The following is an 18,924-nucleotide window of genomic DNA, read 5'->3' on the forward strand; positions in this document are numbered from 1 at the left end:
TGCGTGGTGCTACTGATCGAGCAGCCAACGCGCGCATTCGATGTCGCAGACCAGCATCTTGGCCAGTCCGCCGTGGAGGGCACCCAGTGCCGCATGGTGTTTGGCGACGCCACCGGTGACGAGGATCGATCCCTCGCACGCGCGGATGTCGTCGAGCGGAACGGACATGGCCCGTTCGTCGAGTGGGCCGGCGACCTCGGTGCCGTCGAGCCGATAGAAGCGGCCACCGACCTCGCCGACCGCGCCGAGGTCGGTGAGCACGGACAGCATGTCCGTGTCGATGAAGCTGCCCTCGAACAGGGTGGTCGACGTGGAGACGGCGCCCGTGCCGAACATCATCATCTCGGCTGTCCGGCCGGCCTCGAGGGCCTTGGAGATGACGGAGTCGCCCCGCATGGATACCACGGTCGACGCGTCGGCGTACAGCGGGACGGGGAGACGAACAGTGTTGGCCTGCAGTTGTTCTGCGCACCTCCCGAGGACGTACTCGGTTCCGGTCTGGTAGTTGATGGCACTTACCGAGCCGTCGAGTTGGACGACGGACGCGCACGTGGCCGCCCCGGACGGCAACCCCTGGGCGACGGCGACCGTTTCGGGCCCCCACGTGAAGCCGAGGGTGTCGCCCTCGCGGATCCGGCGGACCAGCAGGGAGGCTGCGGCACGTCCGACCCCGGCGAAGCTGTTGTGGTCGTCGATCGATCCCGCGGCGTCGACGGAGTCGGCGACCACCACCGCCTCGACGAGCCCGTACTTCTCCTCGAGGGCACGCTCCTCGTCCGAGCGCAGCGCGTCGCGCAGATGCGCGGGGGCCTGCACCTCGATGCGCACCAGGCCCTGGGCGCGGGCGCGTGCCACCAGCCTGCCCGCCGTCGGGCGGGAGACACCGAGACGCGTGGCGACCTCGGCCTGGGTCATTCCGTCCAGGTAATACAGCGTTGCCGCGCGCAACGCGAGGCGCAGATCCTCCGTCGTGGACGGCGGTGGCGCCGCGATGAGGGACGGCGTCGGGGCCGTCGGATTGGGGGACGTCACTGGTTCTCCTCGCCATGATCCCGAGCCCGTCGGTTGTCTTCCGGAGCCTCGGGAAACCGTGAGCAAATGATCACTATGCGTTCATCTGCTCAATACGCTAGCATCGAAGTGTGACCCACACAACACTCCCTTCGGATATCCCCAGGACGATGCGTGCCAGCGTGCTCGTCGAACCGGGTGCGATCGAGATCAGGGAACGCCCCGTCCCCACCCCCGGACCCGGGGACGTCCTGATCCGGGTGGCGTCGGTGGGCGTCTGCGGATCGGACACGCACTACTACCGCGAGGGCCGGATCGGGGACTTCGTGGTCGATCAGCCGATCGTGCTGGGCCACGAGGCGTCGGGCACCGTCGTCGGCGTCGGCCCCGGAATCGATGCGCAGCGAATCGGGCAGCGCGTCTCCATCGAACCGCAGCGTCCCGACCCGGACTCCGACGAATCGCGTCGGGGCCTCTACAACCTGTGCCCGCACATGCAGTTCTATGCCACCCCGCCGATCGACGGGGCGCTCGCCGAGTACGTGACCATCGGCTCGGCGTTCGCCCACCCGATCCCGGACGAGATGTCCGAGGACGCGGCCGCGCTGTGCGAACCGCTGTCCGTCGCGATCGCCACCACCCGCAAGGCCGGCGTGACGGCCGGTTCCCGCGTCCTGATCGCCGGCGCGGGACCGATCGGAATCGCGACGGTGCAGACCGCGCTCGCGTTCGGTGCCACCGAGGTCTTCGTTTCGGACCTCGATCCGCGGCGGCGCGACGTCGCAACGAAATTCGGGGCCACCGCGGTGCTCGACCCGCGTGAGCAGGACGTCGCGGGACTTCACGTGGACGCGTTCGTCGACGCGTCCGGCGCTCCCGCCGCCGTCCTGGCCGGGATCCGGGCCGTCCGGCCCGCGGGATCCGTGGTGCTCGTGGGTATGGGCGCCGCCGAGATGACCCTCCCCGTCCAGACCATCCAGAACCGAGAGTTGTTGCTGACCGGGGTGTTCCGCTACGCCAACACCTGGCCGACTGCCATAGCGCTCGCACGGTCGGGGCGGGTCGACCTCGATGCGATGGTCACCGGAAGATTTCCGCTCGCCGAGGCGGAGCACGCACTGAACGCAGACCGGACGCCGGGCAGCCTCAAGGCCGTCGTGCGCGTCCAGGAATGAGGAGAGACCGATGCAACTGAGCGCGCAGGCACTGCAGCAGTTCGACGACACCGTGCAGGTGCCGAATTACGATCGACGCGACATCACCGTCGGGATAGTGCATTTCGGTGTCGGCGGATTTCACCGCGCGCATCAGGCGATGTACGTCGACCGGCTGTTGCGACGCGGGGAGGCCCGCGACTGGGGGATCTGCGGTGTCGGGGTCCTGCCCGGGGACCGGCGCATGAAGGACGTCCTGGACGCGCAGGACGGCCTGTACACCCTTGCGCTGCGGCATTCCGACGGCACCTGGGACGTCAGCGTCATCGGGTCGATCGTCGACTATCTCTTCGCCCCCGACGACCCAGAAGCGGTCATCGAGAAGATCGCCGCGGAGACCACGAAGATCGTCTCGCTGACCATCACCGAGGGCGGCTACAACTTCACCCACGACACGGGCGAGTTCGACGCCGAGAACCCGGACGTCGTGCACGATCTCGCCGACGGCGCCTCTCCGCGGACCACGTTCGGACTCGTCGTCGAGGCCCTGGCCCGGCGCCGGGCACGCGGGTTACCGTCGCCGACGATCATGTCCTGCGACAACATTCAGGGCAACGGCGACGTGGCGCAGCGGATGTTCCTGGCGTACGCGGAGTTGAAGGACCCGGAGCTCGCCGCGTGGATGCGCGCCGAGACGTCGTTCCCCAACTCGATGGTCGACCGCATCACACCCGTCACCACACCCGAGGTGACGGACGCGCTGTCGTCGCGGTTCGGCATCGACGACCGGTGGCCCGTCGCCGCCGAACCGTTCACCTCGTGGGTGCTCGAGGACGCGTTCCCGCTCGGCCGTCCCGCGTTCGAGGAGGTGGGCGTCCAGGTGGTCGACGACGTCGCACCGTACGAGCTGATGAAACTGCGCCTGCTCAACGCGAGCCACCAGGGCCTCTGCTACTTCGGCTACCTGTCGGGATACCGGCTCGTGCACGACGTCGCGCAAGACCCGCTGTTCGCCGACTTCCTGCTGGCGTACATGGACGACGAGGCCACCCCCACGTTGCGGCCGGTGCCGGGCGTCGACCTCGACGACTACAAGCGCACCCTCATCGAACGCTTCTCCAACCCCGAGATCCGCGACACCGTCGCCCGCCTGTGCGCCGAATCGTCCGACCGCATCCCGAAATGGCTGCTGCCGGTGATCCGCGAGAACCTGATCGCCGACCGGCCCATCCGGCTGTCGGCCGCGATCGTGGCCAGCTGGGCCCGGTATGCCGAGGGAGTCGACGAGGACGGCGAGCCCATCGACGTCGTCGACCAGTTGAAGGATTCGCTCGTGCCGATCGCACGCAGCCAGCGCGAGAACCGCACCGCATTCATCGAGAACCGGTCGGTCTTCGGCGATCTGGCCGAGAACCCCCGCTTCGTCACCGCGTATCTCTGGGCGCTCGACTCGCTGCACGGCGTCGGCGCACGGAAGACACTCGAGGCTCTGCGTGAGAAGGTGCAGTCATGAGTCTGGTCATCGGTGAAGCCCTCATCGACATCGTCACGGCGAGCGGCGGCGCCACCACCGAATACGTCGGCGGTAGTCCCCTCAACGTCGCGGTCGGTCTCGGTCGGCTCGGCCGCCCGGTCGAGTTCGTCACCCGGATCGGCGACGACACGCGGGGCAGGTCGATCCTCCGGCACCTCGAGGAGTCCGGAGTGAGCCTCGCATCCGGCAGCGTCACCGCCGAGCGGACGGCGACGGCCCACGCCACCCTCGATTCCGCGGGCGCCGCCACCTACGAGTTCGACATCGAATGGGATCTTCCCTCCCCCAGCGGCGCGTCGTCCCCGACGCTGGTCCACACCGGTTCCATTGCTGCCGTGATGGAACCGGGATGTGACGTGGTCGCCGACATGCTCGACCGCCGTCGATCCTCGGCGACCCTCAGCTACGACCCCAACGTGCGACCCGTCCTGATCACGGACCGGGAACGCGCCCGGCGGCGGATCGAACACCTGGTGGCGATGTCGGACATCGTCAAGGTCAGCGACGAGGACCTCCGCTGGTACGACGGCGACCGGGATCCCGTCGACATCGCCCGCGACTGGCTGTCCCGTGGACCGGCGATGGTCGCGGTGACGCGGGGCGCCGAGGGCGCGTTCGCGGTCTGCGCCGCCGGACTCGTCGAGGTCGCGGCCCGGCCGGTCGAGGTGGTCGACACCGTCGGCGCGGGTGACGCATTCATGGCCGGACTCCTCGACGGGTTCTGGGCGCACGGCTTCCTCGGCGCCGAGAGCCGGGCGGCGCTGCACGCGATCGAACCGGACGAGCTACGGAACGTACTCGACAACGCCGTGCTCACGTCGGGACTCACGGTCGCACGGGCCGGCGCCGACCTCCCCACCCGCGACGTGCTCGACCGCGCAGCCGGGGTCCGGCAATGACTCTCGTCGCCGGCATCGACTCGTCGACCCAGGCGTGCAAGGTGATCGTCTGCGACGCCGACACCGGCGAACTCGTCCGCGAGGGCCGGGCGTCGCACCCGGACGGCACCGAGGTCGACCCACAGGCGTGGGCAACCGCCCTCGACGGCGCCGTCGCCGCGGCCGGCGGCCTGGACGACGTCGCGGCGGTGTCGGTGGGGGCGCAGCAGCACGGCATGGTCTGCCTCGACGACACCGGGTCCGTGGTGCGTCCGGCGTTGTTGTGGAACGACACTCGCTCCGCCGACGCGGCCGCGCAGTTGGTCGACGACCTCGGCGGTCCGGACTCGTGGGCGGACGCCGTGGGTGTGGTCCCCCTGGCCGCGATCACCGTCAGCAAGCTGCGCTGGCTGGCCGATGCCGAACCGGCGAACGCCGACCGGACCTCCGCAGTGTGCCTGCCCCACGACTGGCTCGGCCGGCAACTCACCGGCAGCACCGATCTCGACGCACTGGTCACCGACCGCGGCGACGCCAGCGGCACCGGATACTATTCCGCCGCAACCGATACCTACCGTCCCGACCTGCTGTCGCTGGCGCTGCGCGGGCGCGCCCCCGCCGTGCCGCGCGTCGCCGCGCCGGCCGAGCGGATCGGCGAAACCCGGTGGGGCGCGGTCGTCGGTCCCGGAACCGGCGACAATGCCGCTGCCGCACTGGCACTCGACGCGCAGGAAGGCGATGTCGTCGTCTCCGTGGGAACGTCGGGGGTCGTGTCCGCGGTGTCCATGACACCGGCGAACGACCCGGGCGGATTCGTCGCCGGCTTCGCCGACGCCACCGGCCGCCAGCTGCCCCTCGTGTGCACGCTCAACGCGGCCCGGGTACTCGACGCGACCGCCTCACTGCTGGGCGTCGATCACGACGAGTTGTCGCGGCTGGCGCTGTCCGCGCCGTCCGGCAGCGACGGCCTGGTGATGGTGCCGTACCTGGAAGGCGAGCGCACCCCCAACCGCCCGAACGCCACCGGCACCATCGCCGGACTGCGGCTGGCCAATTCGACCCCTGCCCACCTCGCCCGGGCTGCGGTCGAGGGGCTGCTGTGCGGTCTGGCCGACGGCATCGACCACCTCGTCGCCCAGGGCGTGTCGGTGCGGCGCATACTCCTCGTCGGCGGCGGCGCCCGCTCCCGGGCCCTGTGCGAACTCGCGCCCGCGATCTTCGGCGCCCCGGTCCTCGTGCCGCAACCGGCGGAGTACGTCGCGATCGGCGCCTGCAGGCAGGCTGCGTGGACCCTGGCCGGCACCCCAGAACCGCCCCGGTGGAGTCAGACGTCCACCCGGCGTTTCGAGGCCGACCCCGCACCCGGCGTCCGGGAACGCTATGCGTCAGTGAGGCGCTGACGCGCCTGTGCGCCTTTGTGGTTGCTCCAGCTACCAAAAAGGCGCACAGGTGGCTACGCCACCTTCACCAGCATCTTGCCGACGTTGGCGCCGTGCATGAGTTGCAGGAACGCGTCGACCGAGTTCTCGATGCCGTCGACGACGGTCTCGTCGTGGACGACGTCGCCGGACGCGAGCCACGGTCCCATCTTGGCGGCGAATTCGGGGAACAGGTGGGTGTAGTTGCCGAGGGTGAAGCCCTGCAGGGTGAGCCCCCGGCTGATGATGTTCACCAGGTTGTCGGGGCCCGGCGTGCGCTCGGTGGCGTTGTACGCGGAGATGGCCCCGCACAGCGCGGCCCGGCCGCCGGTGCGCAGGACGTCGAGTGCCGCCTCGAGGTGGTCGCCGCCGACGTTGTCGAAGTAGACGTCGATGCCGTCGCCGGCAAGTCCGCGGAGTTGCTCGCGCACGGGTGCCTGCTTGTAGTCGAACGCGGCGTCGTATCCGTAACGGTCGGTCAGCAGCGCGACCTTCTCCGCGGACCCGGCGGATCCGATGACGCGGGAGGCTCCCTCGAGCCGGGCGATCTGCCCGGCAGCGGTGCCCACCGCACCCGCGGCGCCGGAGATGAAGACCGAGTCACCGGGCTTCAGGTGGGCGATGTGCAGCAGACCGACGTACGCCGTGAGCCCCGTCAGTCCGAGGATGCCCAGGTACGCCGAGATCGAGACGCCCGGGATCTCATCGACGACCCGGAACGCGGCGGCGTCACCCTGCGCGACGTCGCGCCACCCGAGGTCGTGGACCACGACCGAGCCGACCGGGTGGGTGGCGGCGGTGGATTCGACGACGCGACCGACTGCGCCACCGGTCATGGTCTCGCCCAGCACGAAAGGCGGGATGTACGACTTCACGTCGTTCATCCGACCGCGCATGTAGGGGTCGACGGACGTGAACTCGTTGGCCACGCGCACCTGATCGGGCCCGAGATCGGGCAATTCGACGGTGACGGTGCGGAAATCGTCCTGGGTGGGCCAGCCCACCGGGCGGTTGATCAGCTGGATCTGGGTGCTGGAGGTCACGGTGTTCCTTTCGATACTTCTGCGGTCACAGCGCCAGTCCGAGCGCGAGGAGGATGACGGTGAGCAGCGGCAGCGTCCCCTGGGTGATCGCCGCCCGGGCCTTGTCAGGCGAGGACAGCAGGAGGACCAGCGCGGCGAGCAGCATGGACCCCGCGCCGGCGAAGATCAGTGCCGCACCGACAGCGGTCGCGCCGATGATCACGGCCACGATGCCGACCGCGGTCACGATCGCCAGGAAGAGGTTGTAGAAGCCCTGGTTGAAGGCAAGTTCCTTGGTGGCGCCTGCCTCTTCGGCGCTCGTCCCGAACGTCGCGCGGGTGCGCGGAGCGGTCCAGAGGACGGACTCGAGCACGAAGATGTAGACGTGGAGCGCACTGGCGAGTGCGGCAAGAACAAGACCTGCGGCAACCATACGAAACTCCTCCTCGTTCTGAACTGACCATTTCAATATATACTGAAATGATCGTTTCACAACCATGAGTGAGGACCGTCATGCCGCGCACGCAGGATTTCGACACGGCCGAGGTGATCGGCCATGCCCGCGACCTGTTCTGGGACAAGGGCTTCGAAGCCACATCGATACGCGAACTCGAACGCGTCACGGGATTGAATCGGTCGAGTCTGTACCACGCGTTCACCAGCAAACGCGGACTGTACGACGCCGCCGTGCACGACTACCTCGACCACGTGGTGCGCCCCCGCCTCCGCGTCCTGACCGACGAACCCACCCGCCCCGACGCAGCCGAGCGCTACTACCGCAGCCTCGCGGACGCCCTCGCCGCCCTCCCCGACGACGCCCCCGGCCGCGGATGCCTCCTCCTCAACAGCGCCGCCGGCTTCGCGGCACACGACGACGCGCAACGGTCCGTGGTCGACGCGTACCAATGTGAACTGTCCGCGGCACTCACCCACGCACTCCGGGCCCACGACCCGGACGCCTCCGCCGCCACCCTCCAGCACCGGACCCGGCTTCTGACGTCACTGTCCGTCAGCGCGCTCCTGCTGTCGCGGGTCAACCGCGACGAGGCTGTCGCCGTCGCGAACACCGCCGTCGAGCAGCTCGAGGAATGGCGCCCCTGAGGTGAGTGGCAAAGCGTGCCCCGACACACTTTGCCACTCACGTGGCGGTGATCCAGTCGGCCATCACGTCGGCCAGGGCTTCGGCGCCGCGGTTGCAGTCGTCCGGTTCGGCGAACTCGTCGGGCGAGTGGGACACACCGGTGGGGTTGCGGACGAACATCATCGCGGTGGGCACCTTCGCCGACAGGATGCCGGCGTCGTGTCCGGCGGCGGTGGGGAGGACGGGGATGTCCCCGAGGTGGGCGAGGGAGCGGCGCAACCGTTCCCGGGTGTCGTGCGGGAACTCGACGATCGGTGTGACCGATTCGGCATCGACCTCGAGACCGACGCCGTCGGCGGCCGCGTAGGCCTGCGCCTCGGCGGTGATCTGCTGCACCAGCCTGGTCAGTGTGTCCTCGTCGGCGGCGCGGGCGTCGAGCCAGGCCCGCACTTCCGATGGAATCGCGTTGGCGCCGTTGGGAAGTACCCGCACCTTGCCGAACGTCGCGACCGCCTCGTGCAGCGTCGCGGCGGTCCGGGCGGTGTGCACGGACGACGCGAACGCGAGCATCGGGTCGCGGCGGTCGACGAGTCGGGTGGCGCCGGCATGGTTCGCCTCCCCGGAGAACACGAACTGCCATCGGCCGTGTGGCCAGATCGACGAGGCGACGGCGATGGGACTGTCGATGAGGTCGAGGGCCCGCCCCTGCTCGACGTGCAGTTCGACGTACACCCCGACGCGATCGACGAGGTCGGGGTCCTCGCCGAGATGCCCCGGGTCCCGGCCTACTGATATCAGAGCCTCGCCGAGGCTGATGCCGTCGTTGTCCCGCAGCGCCAGTGCCCGTGCGGGTGCCACCGCACCGGTCGAGAGTTGCGACCCGACGCAGGCGACGCCGAACCGGGCGCCCTCCTCATCGGAGAACGCGGCGACCGCCACCGGGCGCGTCGGCACGATCCCCCGCTCACGGACCAGGTCGACGGCGGCGAACGCGGACACCACCCCCAGCGGTCCGTCGTAGGCGCCGCCGTCGGGTACCGAATCGAGGTGCGAGCCGGTGACGAACGCGTCGCGGGGGTCACCGTCCCAGCCGTCGGGCATCCACCACGCCCACAGGTTGCCGTTGCGGTCTTCCTCGACGCTCATCCCCCGCTGCCGGGCGCAGTCGCCGAACCATTCGCGCAGCGTCATGTCGGCGTCGTTCCACGCGAATCGGCGGTATCCCCGTGTCGACTTGTGCTGTCCCACATCGAGGATGCTGGCCCACAGCGAATCGAAGGATGTCATGTTCTCGGTCCTCTATTCATAGTTCGGGCTGACAGGCGCTTCGCACCCGTGCGCCTTTCTGGTTGTTCCAGCTACCAAAAAGGCGCACGGGCGGCGGAGCCGCCTACAGGGCGCCCGGAATCCAGGTGGTTCCGGCGAGTGGCACGCGGGCCATGGCGGATGCCTCGACGGTGAGGGCGACGAGGTCCTCGGGTTCGAGGTTGCGCAGGTGTGACTTGCCGCAGGCGCGGGCGAGGGTCTGCGCCTCCATGGTGAGCACCCGCAGGTAGTTGGCGAGGCGCCGGCCGGCCTCGACGGGGTCGAGGTTCTTCGACAGCTCCGGGTCCTGCGTCGTGATGCCTGCGGGATCCTTGCCGGCCTGGAAGTCGTCGTAGAACCCGGCCGCGGAGCCGAGTTCCTCGTACTGCTTCGCGTAGCGGGGACTGTTGTCGCCCAACGCGATCAGGGCGGCGGTGCCGATCGCGACGGCGTCCGCCCCGAGGGCCATCGCCTTGGCGACGTCCGCGCCGCTGCGGATGCCACCCGACACGATGAGCTGCACCTTCCGGTGCACGCCCAGCTCCTGCAGCGCCTGGACCGCCTGCGGGATCGCGGCGAGGGTGGGGATGCCGACGTGCTCGATGAACACGTCCTGGGTGGCGGCGGTGCCACCCTGCATGCCGTCGACCACGACGACGTCGGCACCGGCCTTCACGGCGAGCTTGACGTCGTAGTAGGTGCGGGTGGCGCCGACCTTGATGTAGATCGGCTTCTCCCAGTTGGTGATCTCGCGCAGTTCGATGATCTTGATGGCGAGGTCGTCGGGTCCGGTCCAGTCGGGGTGCCTGCATGCGGACCGCTGGTCGACCCCCATCGGCAGGGTGCGCATTCCGGCGACGCGTTCGGTGATCTTCTGTCCCAGCAGCATTCCGCCGCCGCCGGGCTTGGCACCCTGGCCGAGGACGATCTCGATGGCGTCTGCCTTGCGGAGGTCGTCGGGGTTCATCCCGTACCGCGACGGAAGGTATTGGTAGACGAGGTTCTTCGACTGCCCGCGCTCCTCCGGGGTCATGCCGCCGTCACCGGTGGTGGTGGACGTGCCGACCTCGCTGGCGCCGCGGCCGAGGGCCTCCTTCGCCTGCCCGGACAGCGCCCCGAAACTCATTCCTGCGATGGTGATCGGGATGTCGAGGTGCAGCGGGAACTTGGCGTTCCGGTCACCGAGCACGACGTCGGTGTCGCACTTCTCGCGGTAGCCCTCGAGCGGGTACCGCGACATCGAGGCCCCGAGGAACAGCAGGTCGTCGAAGTGGGGCAGCTTGCGCTTGGCGCCCCACCCGCGAATGTCGTAGATGCCGGTCTCGGCGGCCCGCTGGATCTCGGAGATGACGCCGCGGTCGAACGTCGCCGATTCGCGCAGGGCCGGGTTCGGGGTGTTCATGACGGTTCTCCTAGTACGCGCTGGCGTTGTCGACGTGGAAGTTGTAGAGCTGGCGGGCGGAGCCGTAGCGGGTGAACTCGGACGGGTCGGCGTCGAAACCGGCGGCGTCGAGCAGTTCCCGCAGTTCGGTCAGGTGCTCCTCGCGCATGTCCTTCTTGATGCAGTCGGCGCCGAGGGAGGCGACGGTGCCGCGGACGTAGATCCGGGCCTCGTACAGCGAGTCGCCGAGAGCCTCACCGGCGTCACCGAGGACGACGAGACGTCCGGCCTGGCCCATGAACGCGGACATGTGCCCGATGTTGCCGCCGACGACGATGTCGACGCCCTTCATCGAGATCCCGCACCGGGCGGCGGCGTTGCCGTCGATGACGAGGAGTCCGCCGTGGGCGGTGGCACCGGCGGACTGGGACGCATCGCCCTTGACGTGCACCGTCCCCGACATCATGTTCTCGGCGACACCGACGCCGGCATTGCCGGTGACGGTCACCGTGGCCTGCTGGTTCATGCCGGCGCAGTAATAGCCGACGTGCCCCTCGATGGTGACGTCGACGTCGGAGTCGAGGCCGCAGGCGAGCGCGTGCGCACCCTGGGGACCGGTGACGGTGACCGTCTTCGGCGCCTCGGGCGAGGTGAGCCGCTCGTTGACGGCCCGGGTGCTCGACGTCGCGAGGTCCAGGACAGTTGCTTCGGTGGTGGCTACCGGTGCCATACGTACACCTCTTCCGGTTCGGGCTCGAAGATTCGGGCGTTGTCGACGCCGGGCAGGTTCGCCAGGGCGCGGTATTCGGAGGCCATCGCGACCCACTGGTCGGTCTCGGCGATGACGGCGGGCTTGCAGGAGATGGCGTCCCGGACCACGGCGAACGAGTCCGCGGTCGAGACGAGGAGGGTGTAGAAACCGTCGAACGTCTCGTTGAGCATCAGCAGCGCCTTCTCCAGGTCGACGCCCTCGGCGAGTTGCCTGGCGACGAACCGTGCCCCGACCTCGGTGTCGTTGGCGCTGTCGAACACGACGCCGTCGCGCTCGAGTTGGTGCTTGATGGTCATGTGGTTCGAGAACGACCCGTTGTGCACCAGGCACTGGTCGGGGCCGACGGAGAACGGGTGCGACCCCTCGGCGGTCACGGCGGACTCGGTGGCCATCCGGGTGTGGGCGACACCCTGCCAGCCGCTCGCCGACGGCAGACCGAACCGGTGTGCCAGGTCGATGGGGTTTCCGACGCCCTTGAGGACGGTCAGGTCGTCGCCGAATCCGATGACCCGCGCCGACGGCACCACGCTGCGGACGGCCGCGGCGAGGTCTGTGGCGCCGACGACGCCGTGCAGGATCGTCGTCGGAGAAAGATCGATGCCGGTGACGGTGGTGTCGAGCGACGCGGACAGCGTCGCGGCGAGTTCCGCTGCGGGAATGGGGCAGTCGAGCAGCGAGACCGTGGACTCGCCGACCGGGGACCACGTCGTGTCACCGTAGATTGCCATGCCTGCGGAATCGGGTCCGCGGTCGCACATCTGCCCGAGCATGTCGGTGAGCAGGGCGCCGAGTTGTGGGTAGAGGGACGGCTCACGCAGGTGAAGTCCGACGATTCCACACATGGATGTCTCCTTTCGGGAGGTCTGTCAGAACGCTGTCAGGTAGTGGTCGAGCTCCCAGGGGGAGACGGTGTTGTGCCAGGCGAAGAACTCCTCGCGCTTGAGTTTCGCGAAGTACTCGGCGACGCCGGGGCCCGCGACGTCGAGGGCGCCCGTCACGATGGGATCGGATTCCAGTGCGTCCATCGCGTGCAGCAGCGTCATCGGCAGCATGTCGCTGGGACTGTCACCGGATCCGGGGGTGCCGGGGTCCAGATTCCGGGCGATGCCGTCCAGCCCGGCGGCGATGGCGGTGGCCGCGGCGAGGTAGGGGTTGGCGGAGCCGTCTCCGCCGCGCAGTTCCACCCGGTTCTTGTCCGGCACCCGCAGATAGTGGGTGCGGTCGTTGCCACCGTAGGTGGCGTATCGCGGCGACCAGGTGGCGCCGCTGCTCGTCGAGGTGGCACCGGTTCGCTTGTAGGAGTTGACGGTCGGGGCGATGACACCCTGCAGCGCGCAGGCGTGCTCGAGGATTCCCGCGATGAACGCGTACGCGGTCGTCGACAGTCCCAGCCCCTTGGGGTCGTCGCCGTCCGGGAACACCGAACCGTCCTCGTTCCACAACGACAGGTGCAGGTGCATGCCCGACCCGGTGCGGTCGGAGAAGGGCTTGGGCATGAACGTGGCCTTCATCCCGCGCTTCTCGGCGATCACCGACAACAGGTACCGGGCAGTGATCACCCGGTCGGCGGTGGTCATCGCGTCGGCATAATCGAAGTTCTGCTCGAACTGCCCGTTGCCGTCCTCGTGGTCGTTGGCGTAGTTGCCCCACCCGAGCGCGTTCATCGCCGCGGACACCTCGGTCAGGTGGTCGTACATCCGGGTGACATCGCGGGCGTCGTAACACGGCTGCCTGCTGACGTCGGCGGTGTCGGCGGTGGTGAGGTCGCCGTCTCCGGCGCGGTGGACGAGGAAGTACTCGATCTCCGCGCCGACATTGACGGAGAGTCCGAGATCGGACGCCTTCTTCAGCGTCTCCTTCAGGATCACCCGCGGCGCATACGGCCAGGGCTTCCCCTCCACGTGCGGATCACAGTGCACGATCGCGAGCCCGGGCTTCACGAACGGGATCGGGGTGAACGACGAGACATCGGGCACGGCAACGAGATCGGAGTCCTTTGGCTCCTGACCCATGTGTCCCGCCGCGTAGCCGGCGAAGCCGACGCCGTCGTCCTGCAGCTGCTCGACGGCCTCGATCGGGACGAGTTTCGCGCACGGCTTGCCCGACAGCGTCACGAACAGGGCGAGGATGAAGGTGGTTTCGGTGGCCCGGGCCACCTCGGACAAGGTCTGCGGTGGGGATGTCACGATGTTCTGCGCGGTGAACGCGTCAGCTGTGTCGACAGCCATGGTGAGCTCCTGAACTGGTGGTCGGCGGGTGAGGTGGTGTGCGGGTCAGCGCATTTCGCCGGCGCCCTCGTAGGGGTGCAGGCTGAAGAGGAGGTCGCCCTCTCCGAAGCGCGAGTAGCGGAAGTCCGACGGTTCCACGTTGGGGAGGGTGGTCGTGCCGTCGTCCAGCAGCATGTCGGCGACCAGACGCCCGACCGCCGGGGAGATCTTGAACCCGTGACCGGAGAACCCGGTGGCCAGGAACAGACCGTCGACCGGGGCCGGTCCGATGATCGGGTTGTAGTCGGGGGTGACGTCGTACGCGCCGACGTAGCTCGAGGTGATCCGCGGGTCGGGCATGTCGGGCAGGCGGTTGCCGAGCTTGCCGATGTTCTTCTCGATGGTGCTGTCGTCCGCGCGGTTGCTGTACTTGTCGGGATCGATGTATTCGGGGGCGGCGTGGTCGCTGTTGCCGACGAGCAGTTCGCCGTTAGGTTCGCGGCAGATGTACTGCAGTCCGGCGAGGTCCGACAGCACCGGCACCTCCGGGGTGGGAACTCCCTGGTCGATCAGGACGAGCTGCGCCCGTTGCGCTTTCACCGGGATGTCGACACCGACACCGGCACCGAGTTCGGGTGCCCACGGTCCGGTCGCGAGGATCACGTGCTCGGCGTGCACCTCGTCGCCGTTCTCCAGGGTCACCCCGTATACGCGGCCGTCCGCGCTCTGCAGCAGCGACGTCACCGGCGTGCTCTGGCGGATCTTCACCCCCAGCTTGCGGGCGGACGCACCGAACGCCATGCCGGCCATGTACGCCTCACCGCGGCCGCCGAGGGGTTCGTACGCGAAAGCAGCGAAGTCGTCGAGGTGCAGGCCCGGCCACAGTTCGGCCATCTTGTCGTGGCCGATGTAGTCGACGTCGATGCCGAGACTCTGCATCATCGCGACGTTCGCCTTCAGCGGGTCGATGTTGTTCTCACCGACGCCGACGACGTACCCGCACTGACGGAACGCCATGTCGTCGCCGAAGATCTCGGTGGCGCGGGTGAAGATGTCGACGCCGTACCACGACATCGCCGCCAGCGACGGAGTGCCGTAGTGGCACCGGACCACGCCGCTGGACTTGCCGGTCATGCCCGAGCACAAGGTGCCACGCTCGAGGACCAGGACGTCGGTCTCTCCGCGGTCCGCGAGCGACCACGCGATGGCGAGACCTTCGAGTCCCCCACCGACGATCACGAACTTTGCTGTCTGGGTCACGTTGCTTCCTTCATTCGGCCGGATGTTCGGGCGCTGGCGGCTTGAGTAGCGGTTCGTTTCACCTCATGAATCGCTGTTGTTCACTATGAAACAGTTCTACTATGTCCAACGCGTTACGGCAATGTTGTTGATGCATCACCAATCCACGATGGACGATGGTCATTTCGGCCTCTATCGGCACTGTGATCTGCGTATTTACCGGACCGACCGATTGATTTACGTCGCGGAAATACGGGTTGTGGTTTCCTGTTGCTACCTCAGGTTTCACAACACGGGGTCCACTCATTCACACTCCGACGCTCATCACCGCGTCTCCAGGGAGAACCCATGACCACGACCGACAAGCCCACCGTCGCCGCGTTCCGCGTCACCGCCGGATTCCACGAGAACCTGCCGCAAATGCCGGTCTCGGAGTACCCGGGCACCGAGGGATACATCGACGACGTCTTCTCCAACCCGGACGGATCGGAGATGTCCGCCGGCTACTTCGAACTCCGGCGCACCGACGCCCCGCTCGACTACTACTACGCATACGACGAGATGAAGGTCGTCCTCGAAGGGGAGTTCACCCTCGAGAACCTCGACACCGGCCAGGTGGAGGTGGCGAAGGCGAAGGATGCGATCTTCTTCCCCAAGGGGTCGCGTATCCGCTTCACCACCCCCGACCGCGCGCTGGCCTACTTCGTCGGCCACCGCTCCTTCGCACCCTGATCTGCGATGGCGGTCTCGATGAGGTCGACGAGCGTCCCCCGGTGGCGGTCCGAATATCAGGCCGTCGACGACCTCGCGGCCGGTGCTCGCGTCACCTGCTATGCGCTGCTCGTCTCGGACAGCTCGGTCAGCGCCCGGGCGCTGAGTGAGCTGTCCGAGCGGGTCGCCCCGGTACCGACTCGCACGGTGACCGTGGACAACGCGGAGGGGTCCGGGCTCGCCGACCTGTTGCGCGAGGCGCGCATCGGATGGCGATTCGTCGTCGCGGGTTCGGAGCGGACGGTGGCGGCCGTACGCTCCCGCCTGATCTCCGGGGGCGCACTGCCCGCGGAGATCGCCGCCGTGATCGGTGCCCCCGATGCCCCGGTGCGCGACGTGTTCTGCGCGCACTGCCACACGACGTCGTCGAAGGTTCCGGTCGCCGTCGGAGGGACGACGCCGTGCGCGGGGTGTTCCGAGGAACTCACTGTCTACTACCACTTCTCCCGACGCCACAGCGCGTACCTGGGATACCGAGCCGACGCGGAGGAACTTCCATGACCCTGACGCTCGAAACGGTTGCGGGCGAGGGTGTCAGCAGTGGCCTGGCCCTCACGGTCCGCGAGGCGCGGACACTGTGCGCGGGCATCCGCCACGTCGCCCTCGCGGACCCGGACGGCCGCGCGCTGCCGTCGTTCACCCCGGGCAGTCACCTCGCTGTCGACTGGGCCGAGGGCAGACGCAATTCCTACTCGCTGACGGGGCCGTCGATCGAGCCGGACCACTATGCGATCTCGGTCCGGCTCGACGAGAACGGGCATGGCGGTTCACGCTGGATCCACGACCTCCAGCCGGGGCAGACCGTCCGCGTCAGCCGCCCGCGCAGCGCGTTCGCGCCGGTGCTCACTGCCCGGCACCACCTGCTGGTCGCGGGCGGAATCGGTGTCACCCCGATCCTGTCGCACGTCCGGGCCGCCCTCGAATGGGGGCGCTCGTTCGAGGTGTTCTATTCCTTCCGCGACCGGCAGGGGGCGCACGTCGACGAACTGGCGGCGCTGTGCGGCGACCGCCTCGTCACCGTCTCGACGCCCGACGCACTGCGCGAGACCCTGGTTCCCACACTGGCGGACCAACCACTCGGCGCCCACGTCTACACCTGCGGTCCGGCGCCGATGATCGCCGCGGTGGCGGACTGGACCCGCGACTGCGGTTGGCCCCCGGGCCGGGTCCATTCGGAGGCGTTCGGGTCGGGTCCACTCCCCGACGGCGCCCCGTTCGCCGCGACGCTCGGACGCACCGGCATGATCATCCCGGTCCCGTCGGGAACCAGTCTGCTCGAGGCGTTGCTGGACAAGGGAATCAACGTTCCGAACCTGTGCCGCCAAGGGGTGTGCGGCGAATGCCGGCTGTCGGTGCGCGGTGGCCGGATCGAACACCGCGACATGTTCCTCACCGAGGACGAGAAGGCGTCCGGAGACTCGATCATGCCGTGCGTCTCGCGGGCCGTCGGAGACCGATTGGAGCTGGACCTGTGACATCGACCGACTCACGCGCCAATCACATCGCGCGCTTCCCGTTCCCCTTTCCCAAGGACCAGTACCGCTACAGCACCAACGTCGAACCGGCAGGCAACCCCACCGACACCGTCGCCGGTAGCTGGGGTGCCACGCGTATCGCCATCGACTCCCATTACAGGCGGGAACTGGCCGAGCGCGAACGGATCCTGGCCGCGGACCCGTCGCGGCACCAGTGCCTGCCGCACATGGTCCCGGCCGCCTGGGACGCGATGCTCACACTGATGTGCACCCTCGCCGCCGAATACCCCGGCACCATGACTCTCGAACACCGCGGTGACACCTGGTTCTGGAAGAACGACCTCCTCGACATCGAGCACAGCTTCACTTTCGGTGACCCCGCCACATTGCCGGCACCGCCGTTGGTCTACATCTGCGGCCAGATCCAGGAAGACGTCGTGCTGCTCGATCAGCGCGAGGGCGAACTGTGGGGCGACGCCGGGCTGGTGACGTTCGCGGCCGACTGGTCCTTCGGGTTCGACGTGGGCATGAGCTTCCTCGAGATCCACGGCCCAGTCCCGCGCATCCACAGCGAGAAGATCATCACGCGCGCACACAACTTCCTGATGCGCCTCGAACCCGGCCAGAGTTACCGGCGCACCAACTGGACGCTGACCGTCGACGGCAAACTCGACACCTCCACCGAAACCTATCCTCGGTGGGGGAAGGACCGGCGCACCCTCGCCGAGGGCCCCCTCGACGACGTCGGCGACCGGCTGTTCCTGAGAACCGAAGTACAGCATCTGATCCGGCTCCCCCACACCGGCGCCGTCATGTTCCTGATCCGGTCGTACCTGCTGTCGCTCCGGGATGTCGCGTCCGTTCCGGAGTGGGGTGATCGGCTGTACAAGGTCCTCGAGGACCTGCCGGTCGACATGGCCGAATACAAGGGCATCAGCCGCACACGGGAGCCCGGGATGAGATGGCTCGCGGCCCACGGGAAGGTCGAGCCGTGACAGTCGCCGACAGGCGGCCACGGCGTGCGGTTCCCCCGACCGACCAGGGCCACGACCTCGTCCGCGCAACGGTCGCCGTGATCGCCCGCGACGGGTTGCGCGGTCTGACGGTCCGGGCCGTCGCCCGCGAGGCCGGCCTTTCCGAGGAGGCCGTGCTGCGCAGCGTCGGGTCGACGGACGCCCTCGTCGACGCCGCGCTCCGCTACGCGCTGGACAAGAGCGCCGGCGTCTTCGCCGACCTCGCCGCCGGATCCTCACTCGACAACTTCGTCGAGCACCTCACCGACCTCGTCGCCCGCGACCCCGACCTCCAGGTGTTCCAGTACGAACTGATGCTCGAATCCCGGCGGACCCCGCGCCTCGACCCACACGTGAAACTGTTGTACGCCACGTACATCGAGGCGACGTCCCAGGCCCTGACCCGGTTGGGCATCACCGCCGACGACGACCTGACCCTGCTGGTCTACTCCGCGATCGAGGGATTCATCATGCACCAACTCATCGCCAAGGACCGTCCCGCGACAGAGCGCGCCATCGAGCGCCTGCGCCGGATCCTGTCGACAGCGAGGTAATCCCCAGGTGAGTGGCGATGTGCGCCCCGGCACGCTTTGCCACTCACCTGCATGGGGGTTCGGTGACCAGCAGGTGTTGGCGGACCGAATCGGCGCCCGCGGCCCCCCT

At 68.5% G+C, this 18,924-nt stretch carries 19 protein-coding genes; 10 read left to right on the top strand and 9 right to left on the bottom strand.

Annotation, left to right across the window (positions count from 1 at the left end):
• Positions 1-9 precede the first annotated feature (9 nt).
• Positions 10-1,032: a sugar-binding transcriptional regulator gene (locus ACFTWF_RS28865; protein WP_378464548.1), complete on the bottom strand. Its 1,023-nt coding sequence runs from the start codon at positions 1,030-1,032 to the stop codon at positions 10-12.
• Between the two features lie 149 nt (positions 1,033-1,181).
• On the opposite strand from ACFTWF_RS28865, the gene ACFTWF_RS28870 reads away from it, so the two are divergent.
• Genes ACFTWF_RS28870 through ACFTWF_RS28885 form a run of 4 tightly spaced genes read left to right on the top strand, consistent with a single transcriptional unit; the run spans position 1,182 to position 5,977 of the window.
• Positions 1,182-2,186 carry an NAD(P)-dependent alcohol dehydrogenase gene (locus ACFTWF_RS28870; RefSeq protein WP_378464549.1) on the top strand — a complete coding sequence of 335 codons (1,005 nt, stop codon included), beginning with the start codon at positions 1,182-1,184 and terminating at the stop codon, positions 2,184-2,186.
• Between the two features lie 10 nt (positions 2,187-2,196).
• Complete coding sequence (locus ACFTWF_RS28875) at positions 2,197-3,678, top strand: mannitol dehydrogenase family protein (RefSeq protein ID WP_378464550.1); 1,482 nt, start codon at positions 2,197-2,199, stop codon at positions 3,676-3,678.
• The gene (locus ACFTWF_RS28880) at positions 3,675-4,598 is read left to right on the top strand and encodes a carbohydrate kinase (RefSeq protein WP_378464551.1); all 924 of its coding nucleotides are present in this window, start codon (positions 3,675-3,677) and stop codon (positions 4,596-4,598) included. Before ACFTWF_RS28875 ends, ACFTWF_RS28880 begins: the two co-directional genes overlap by 4 nt.
• Positions 4,595-5,977, top strand: coding sequence for an FGGY-family carbohydrate kinase (locus ACFTWF_RS28885; RefSeq protein WP_378464552.1), 1,383 nt, complete (start codon positions 4,595-4,597; stop codon positions 5,975-5,977). Before ACFTWF_RS28880 ends, ACFTWF_RS28885 begins: the two co-directional genes overlap by 4 nt.
• 53 nt (positions 5,978-6,030) lie before the next feature.
• On the opposite strand, the gene ACFTWF_RS28890 is transcribed toward ACFTWF_RS28885, so the two are convergent.
• Together ACFTWF_RS28890 and ACFTWF_RS28895 are read right to left on the bottom strand one after the other, a co-directional pair.
• Positions 6,031-7,038, bottom strand: a complete 1,008-nt coding sequence (locus tag ACFTWF_RS28890) for an NADP-dependent oxidoreductase (RefSeq protein ID WP_378464553.1) — start codon at positions 7,036-7,038, stop codon at positions 6,031-6,033.
• 25 nt (positions 7,039-7,063) lie between these two features.
• On the bottom strand, positions 7,064-7,450 hold the full coding sequence (locus ACFTWF_RS28895) for a DUF1304 domain-containing protein (protein WP_378464554.1): 387 nt from the start codon (positions 7,448-7,450) through the stop codon (positions 7,064-7,066).
• An 80-nt stretch (positions 7,451-7,530) separates the two neighbouring features.
• On the opposite strand from ACFTWF_RS28895, the gene ACFTWF_RS28900 reads away from it, so the two are divergent.
• Positions 7,531-8,118, top strand: coding sequence for a TetR/AcrR family transcriptional regulator (locus ACFTWF_RS28900; protein ID WP_378464555.1), 588 nt, complete (start codon positions 7,531-7,533; stop codon positions 8,116-8,118).
• Positions 8,119-8,155: 37 nt separating this feature from the next.
• Here the strand turns inward: ACFTWF_RS28900 and ACFTWF_RS28905 are convergent, their stop codons facing one another.
• The 6 genes from ACFTWF_RS28905 to ACFTWF_RS28930 form a co-directional block, all read right to left on the bottom strand.
• Positions 8,156-9,385 carry an allantoate amidohydrolase gene (locus ACFTWF_RS28905; RefSeq protein ID WP_378464556.1) on the bottom strand — a complete coding sequence of 410 codons (1,230 nt, stop codon included), beginning with the start codon at positions 9,383-9,385 and terminating at the stop codon, positions 8,156-8,158.
• A 103-nt stretch (positions 9,386-9,488) separates the two neighbouring features.
• Positions 9,489-10,805, bottom strand: coding sequence for an FMN-binding glutamate synthase family protein (locus ACFTWF_RS28910; RefSeq protein WP_206009017.1), 1,317 nt, complete (start codon positions 10,803-10,805; stop codon positions 9,489-9,491).
• Between the two features lie 10 nt (positions 10,806-10,815).
• Positions 10,816-11,514, bottom strand: a complete 699-nt coding sequence (locus ACFTWF_RS28915) for a protein glxC (protein ID WP_378464557.1) — start codon at positions 11,512-11,514, stop codon at positions 10,816-10,818.
• Complete coding sequence (locus ACFTWF_RS28920; protein WP_378464558.1) at positions 11,502-12,398, bottom strand: glutamine amidotransferase family protein; 897 nt, start codon at positions 12,396-12,398, stop codon at positions 11,502-11,504. Before ACFTWF_RS28920 ends, ACFTWF_RS28915 begins: the two co-directional genes overlap by 13 nt.
• A 24-nt stretch (positions 12,399-12,422) precedes the next feature.
• Entirely contained in the window at positions 12,423-13,784 is a 1,362-nt protein-coding gene (glnT, locus tag ACFTWF_RS28925) for a type III glutamate--ammonia ligase (protein ID WP_378464559.1), read from the bottom strand.
• A 45-nt stretch (positions 13,785-13,829) separates the two neighbouring features.
• Complete coding sequence (locus ACFTWF_RS28930) at positions 13,830-15,023, bottom strand: NAD(P)/FAD-dependent oxidoreductase (RefSeq protein ID WP_378464560.1); 1,194 nt, start codon at positions 15,021-15,023, stop codon at positions 13,830-13,832.
• 327 nt (positions 15,024-15,350) lie between these two features.
• Here ACFTWF_RS28930 and ACFTWF_RS28935 point away from each other — a divergent pair, with 327 nt between their 5' ends.
• From ACFTWF_RS28935 to ACFTWF_RS28955, 5 genes are read left to right on the top strand one after another with little or no spacing between them, the layout of a single operon-like run.
• Positions 15,351-15,734: an ethanolamine utilization protein gene (locus ACFTWF_RS28935; protein ID WP_073367719.1), complete on the top strand. Its 384-nt coding sequence runs from the start codon at positions 15,351-15,353 to the stop codon at positions 15,732-15,734.
• 18 nt (positions 15,735-15,752) lie between these two features.
• Positions 15,753-16,274, top strand: a complete 522-nt coding sequence (locus tag ACFTWF_RS28940) for a dimethylamine monooxygenase subunit DmmA family protein (protein WP_378464561.1) — start codon at positions 15,753-15,755, stop codon at positions 16,272-16,274.
• A complete protein-coding gene (locus ACFTWF_RS28945) occupies positions 16,271-17,248 on the top strand; it encodes a PDR/VanB family oxidoreductase (RefSeq protein WP_378464562.1) in 978 nt (325 codons plus the stop codon). Before ACFTWF_RS28940 ends, ACFTWF_RS28945 begins: the two co-directional genes overlap by 4 nt.
• Positions 17,245-18,243 carry a heme-dependent oxidative N-demethylase subunit alpha family protein gene (locus ACFTWF_RS28950; protein WP_378464563.1) on the top strand — a complete coding sequence of 333 codons (999 nt, stop codon included), beginning with the start codon at positions 17,245-17,247 and terminating at the stop codon, positions 18,241-18,243. Before ACFTWF_RS28945 ends, ACFTWF_RS28950 begins: the two co-directional genes overlap by 4 nt.
• Positions 18,240-18,815 carry a TetR/AcrR family transcriptional regulator gene (locus tag ACFTWF_RS28955; protein WP_378464564.1) on the top strand — a complete coding sequence of 192 codons (576 nt, stop codon included), beginning with the start codon at positions 18,240-18,242 and terminating at the stop codon, positions 18,813-18,815. The genes ACFTWF_RS28950 and ACFTWF_RS28955 overlap by 4 nt, the downstream gene beginning before the upstream one ends.
• The last annotated feature ends 109 nt before the right edge of the window (positions 18,816-18,924 follow it).

It is taken from the genome of Rhodococcus sp. NPDC056960, from assembly GCF_042674125.1.
GTDB lineage: Bacteria > Actinomycetota > Actinomycetes > Mycobacteriales > Mycobacteriaceae > Rhodococcus_F.

What these genes read in the sequence shown, in the direction of transcription:
- ACFTWF_RS28900 (WP_378464555.1), top strand. Translation starts at nt 7,531, where the DNA reads ATGCCGCGCACGCAGGATTTCGACACGGCCGAGGTGATCGGCCATGCC.
- ACFTWF_RS28885 (WP_378464552.1), top strand. Translation starts at nt 4,595, where the DNA reads ATGACTCTCGTCGCCGGCATCGACTCGTCGACCCAGGCGTGCAAGGTG.
- ACFTWF_RS28905 (WP_378464556.1), bottom strand. Translation starts at nt 9,385, where the DNA reads ATGACATCCTTCGATTCGCTGTGGGCCAGCATCCTCGATGTGGGACAG.
- ACFTWF_RS28935 (WP_073367719.1), top strand. Translation starts at nt 15,351, where the DNA reads ATGACCACGACCGACAAGCCCACCGTCGCCGCGTTCCGCGTCACCGCC.
- ACFTWF_RS28915 (WP_378464557.1), bottom strand. Translation starts at nt 11,514, where the DNA reads ATGGCACCGGTAGCCACCACCGAAGCAACTGTCCTGGACCTCGCGACG.
- ACFTWF_RS28945 (WP_378464562.1), top strand. Translation starts at nt 16,271, where the DNA reads ATGACCCTGACGCTCGAAACGGTTGCGGGCGAGGGTGTCAGCAGTGGC.
- ACFTWF_RS28920 (WP_378464558.1), bottom strand. Translation starts at nt 12,398, where the DNA reads ATGTGTGGAATCGTCGGACTTCACCTGCGTGAGCCGTCCCTCTACCCA.
- ACFTWF_RS28870 (WP_378464549.1), top strand. Translation starts at nt 1,182, where the DNA reads ATGCGTGCCAGCGTGCTCGTCGAACCGGGTGCGATCGAGATCAGGGAA.
- ACFTWF_RS28875 (WP_378464550.1), top strand. Translation starts at nt 2,197, where the DNA reads ATGCAACTGAGCGCGCAGGCACTGCAGCAGTTCGACGACACCGTGCAG.
- ACFTWF_RS28910 (WP_206009017.1), bottom strand. Translation starts at nt 10,805, where the DNA reads ATGAACACCCCGAACCCGGCCCTGCGCGAATCGGCGACGTTCGACCGC.
- ACFTWF_RS28895 (WP_378464554.1), bottom strand. Translation starts at nt 7,450, where the DNA reads ATGGTTGCCGCAGGTCTTGTTCTTGCCGCACTCGCCAGTGCGCTCCAC.
- glnT (WP_378464559.1), bottom strand. Translation starts at nt 13,784, where the DNA reads ATGGCTGTCGACACAGCTGACGCGTTCACCGCGCAGAACATCGTGACA.
- ACFTWF_RS28880 (WP_378464551.1), top strand. Translation starts at nt 3,675, where the DNA reads ATGAGTCTGGTCATCGGTGAAGCCCTCATCGACATCGTCACGGCGAGC.
- ACFTWF_RS28940 (WP_378464561.1), top strand. Translation starts at nt 15,753, where the DNA reads ATGAGGTCGACGAGCGTCCCCCGGTGGCGGTCCGAATATCAGGCCGTC.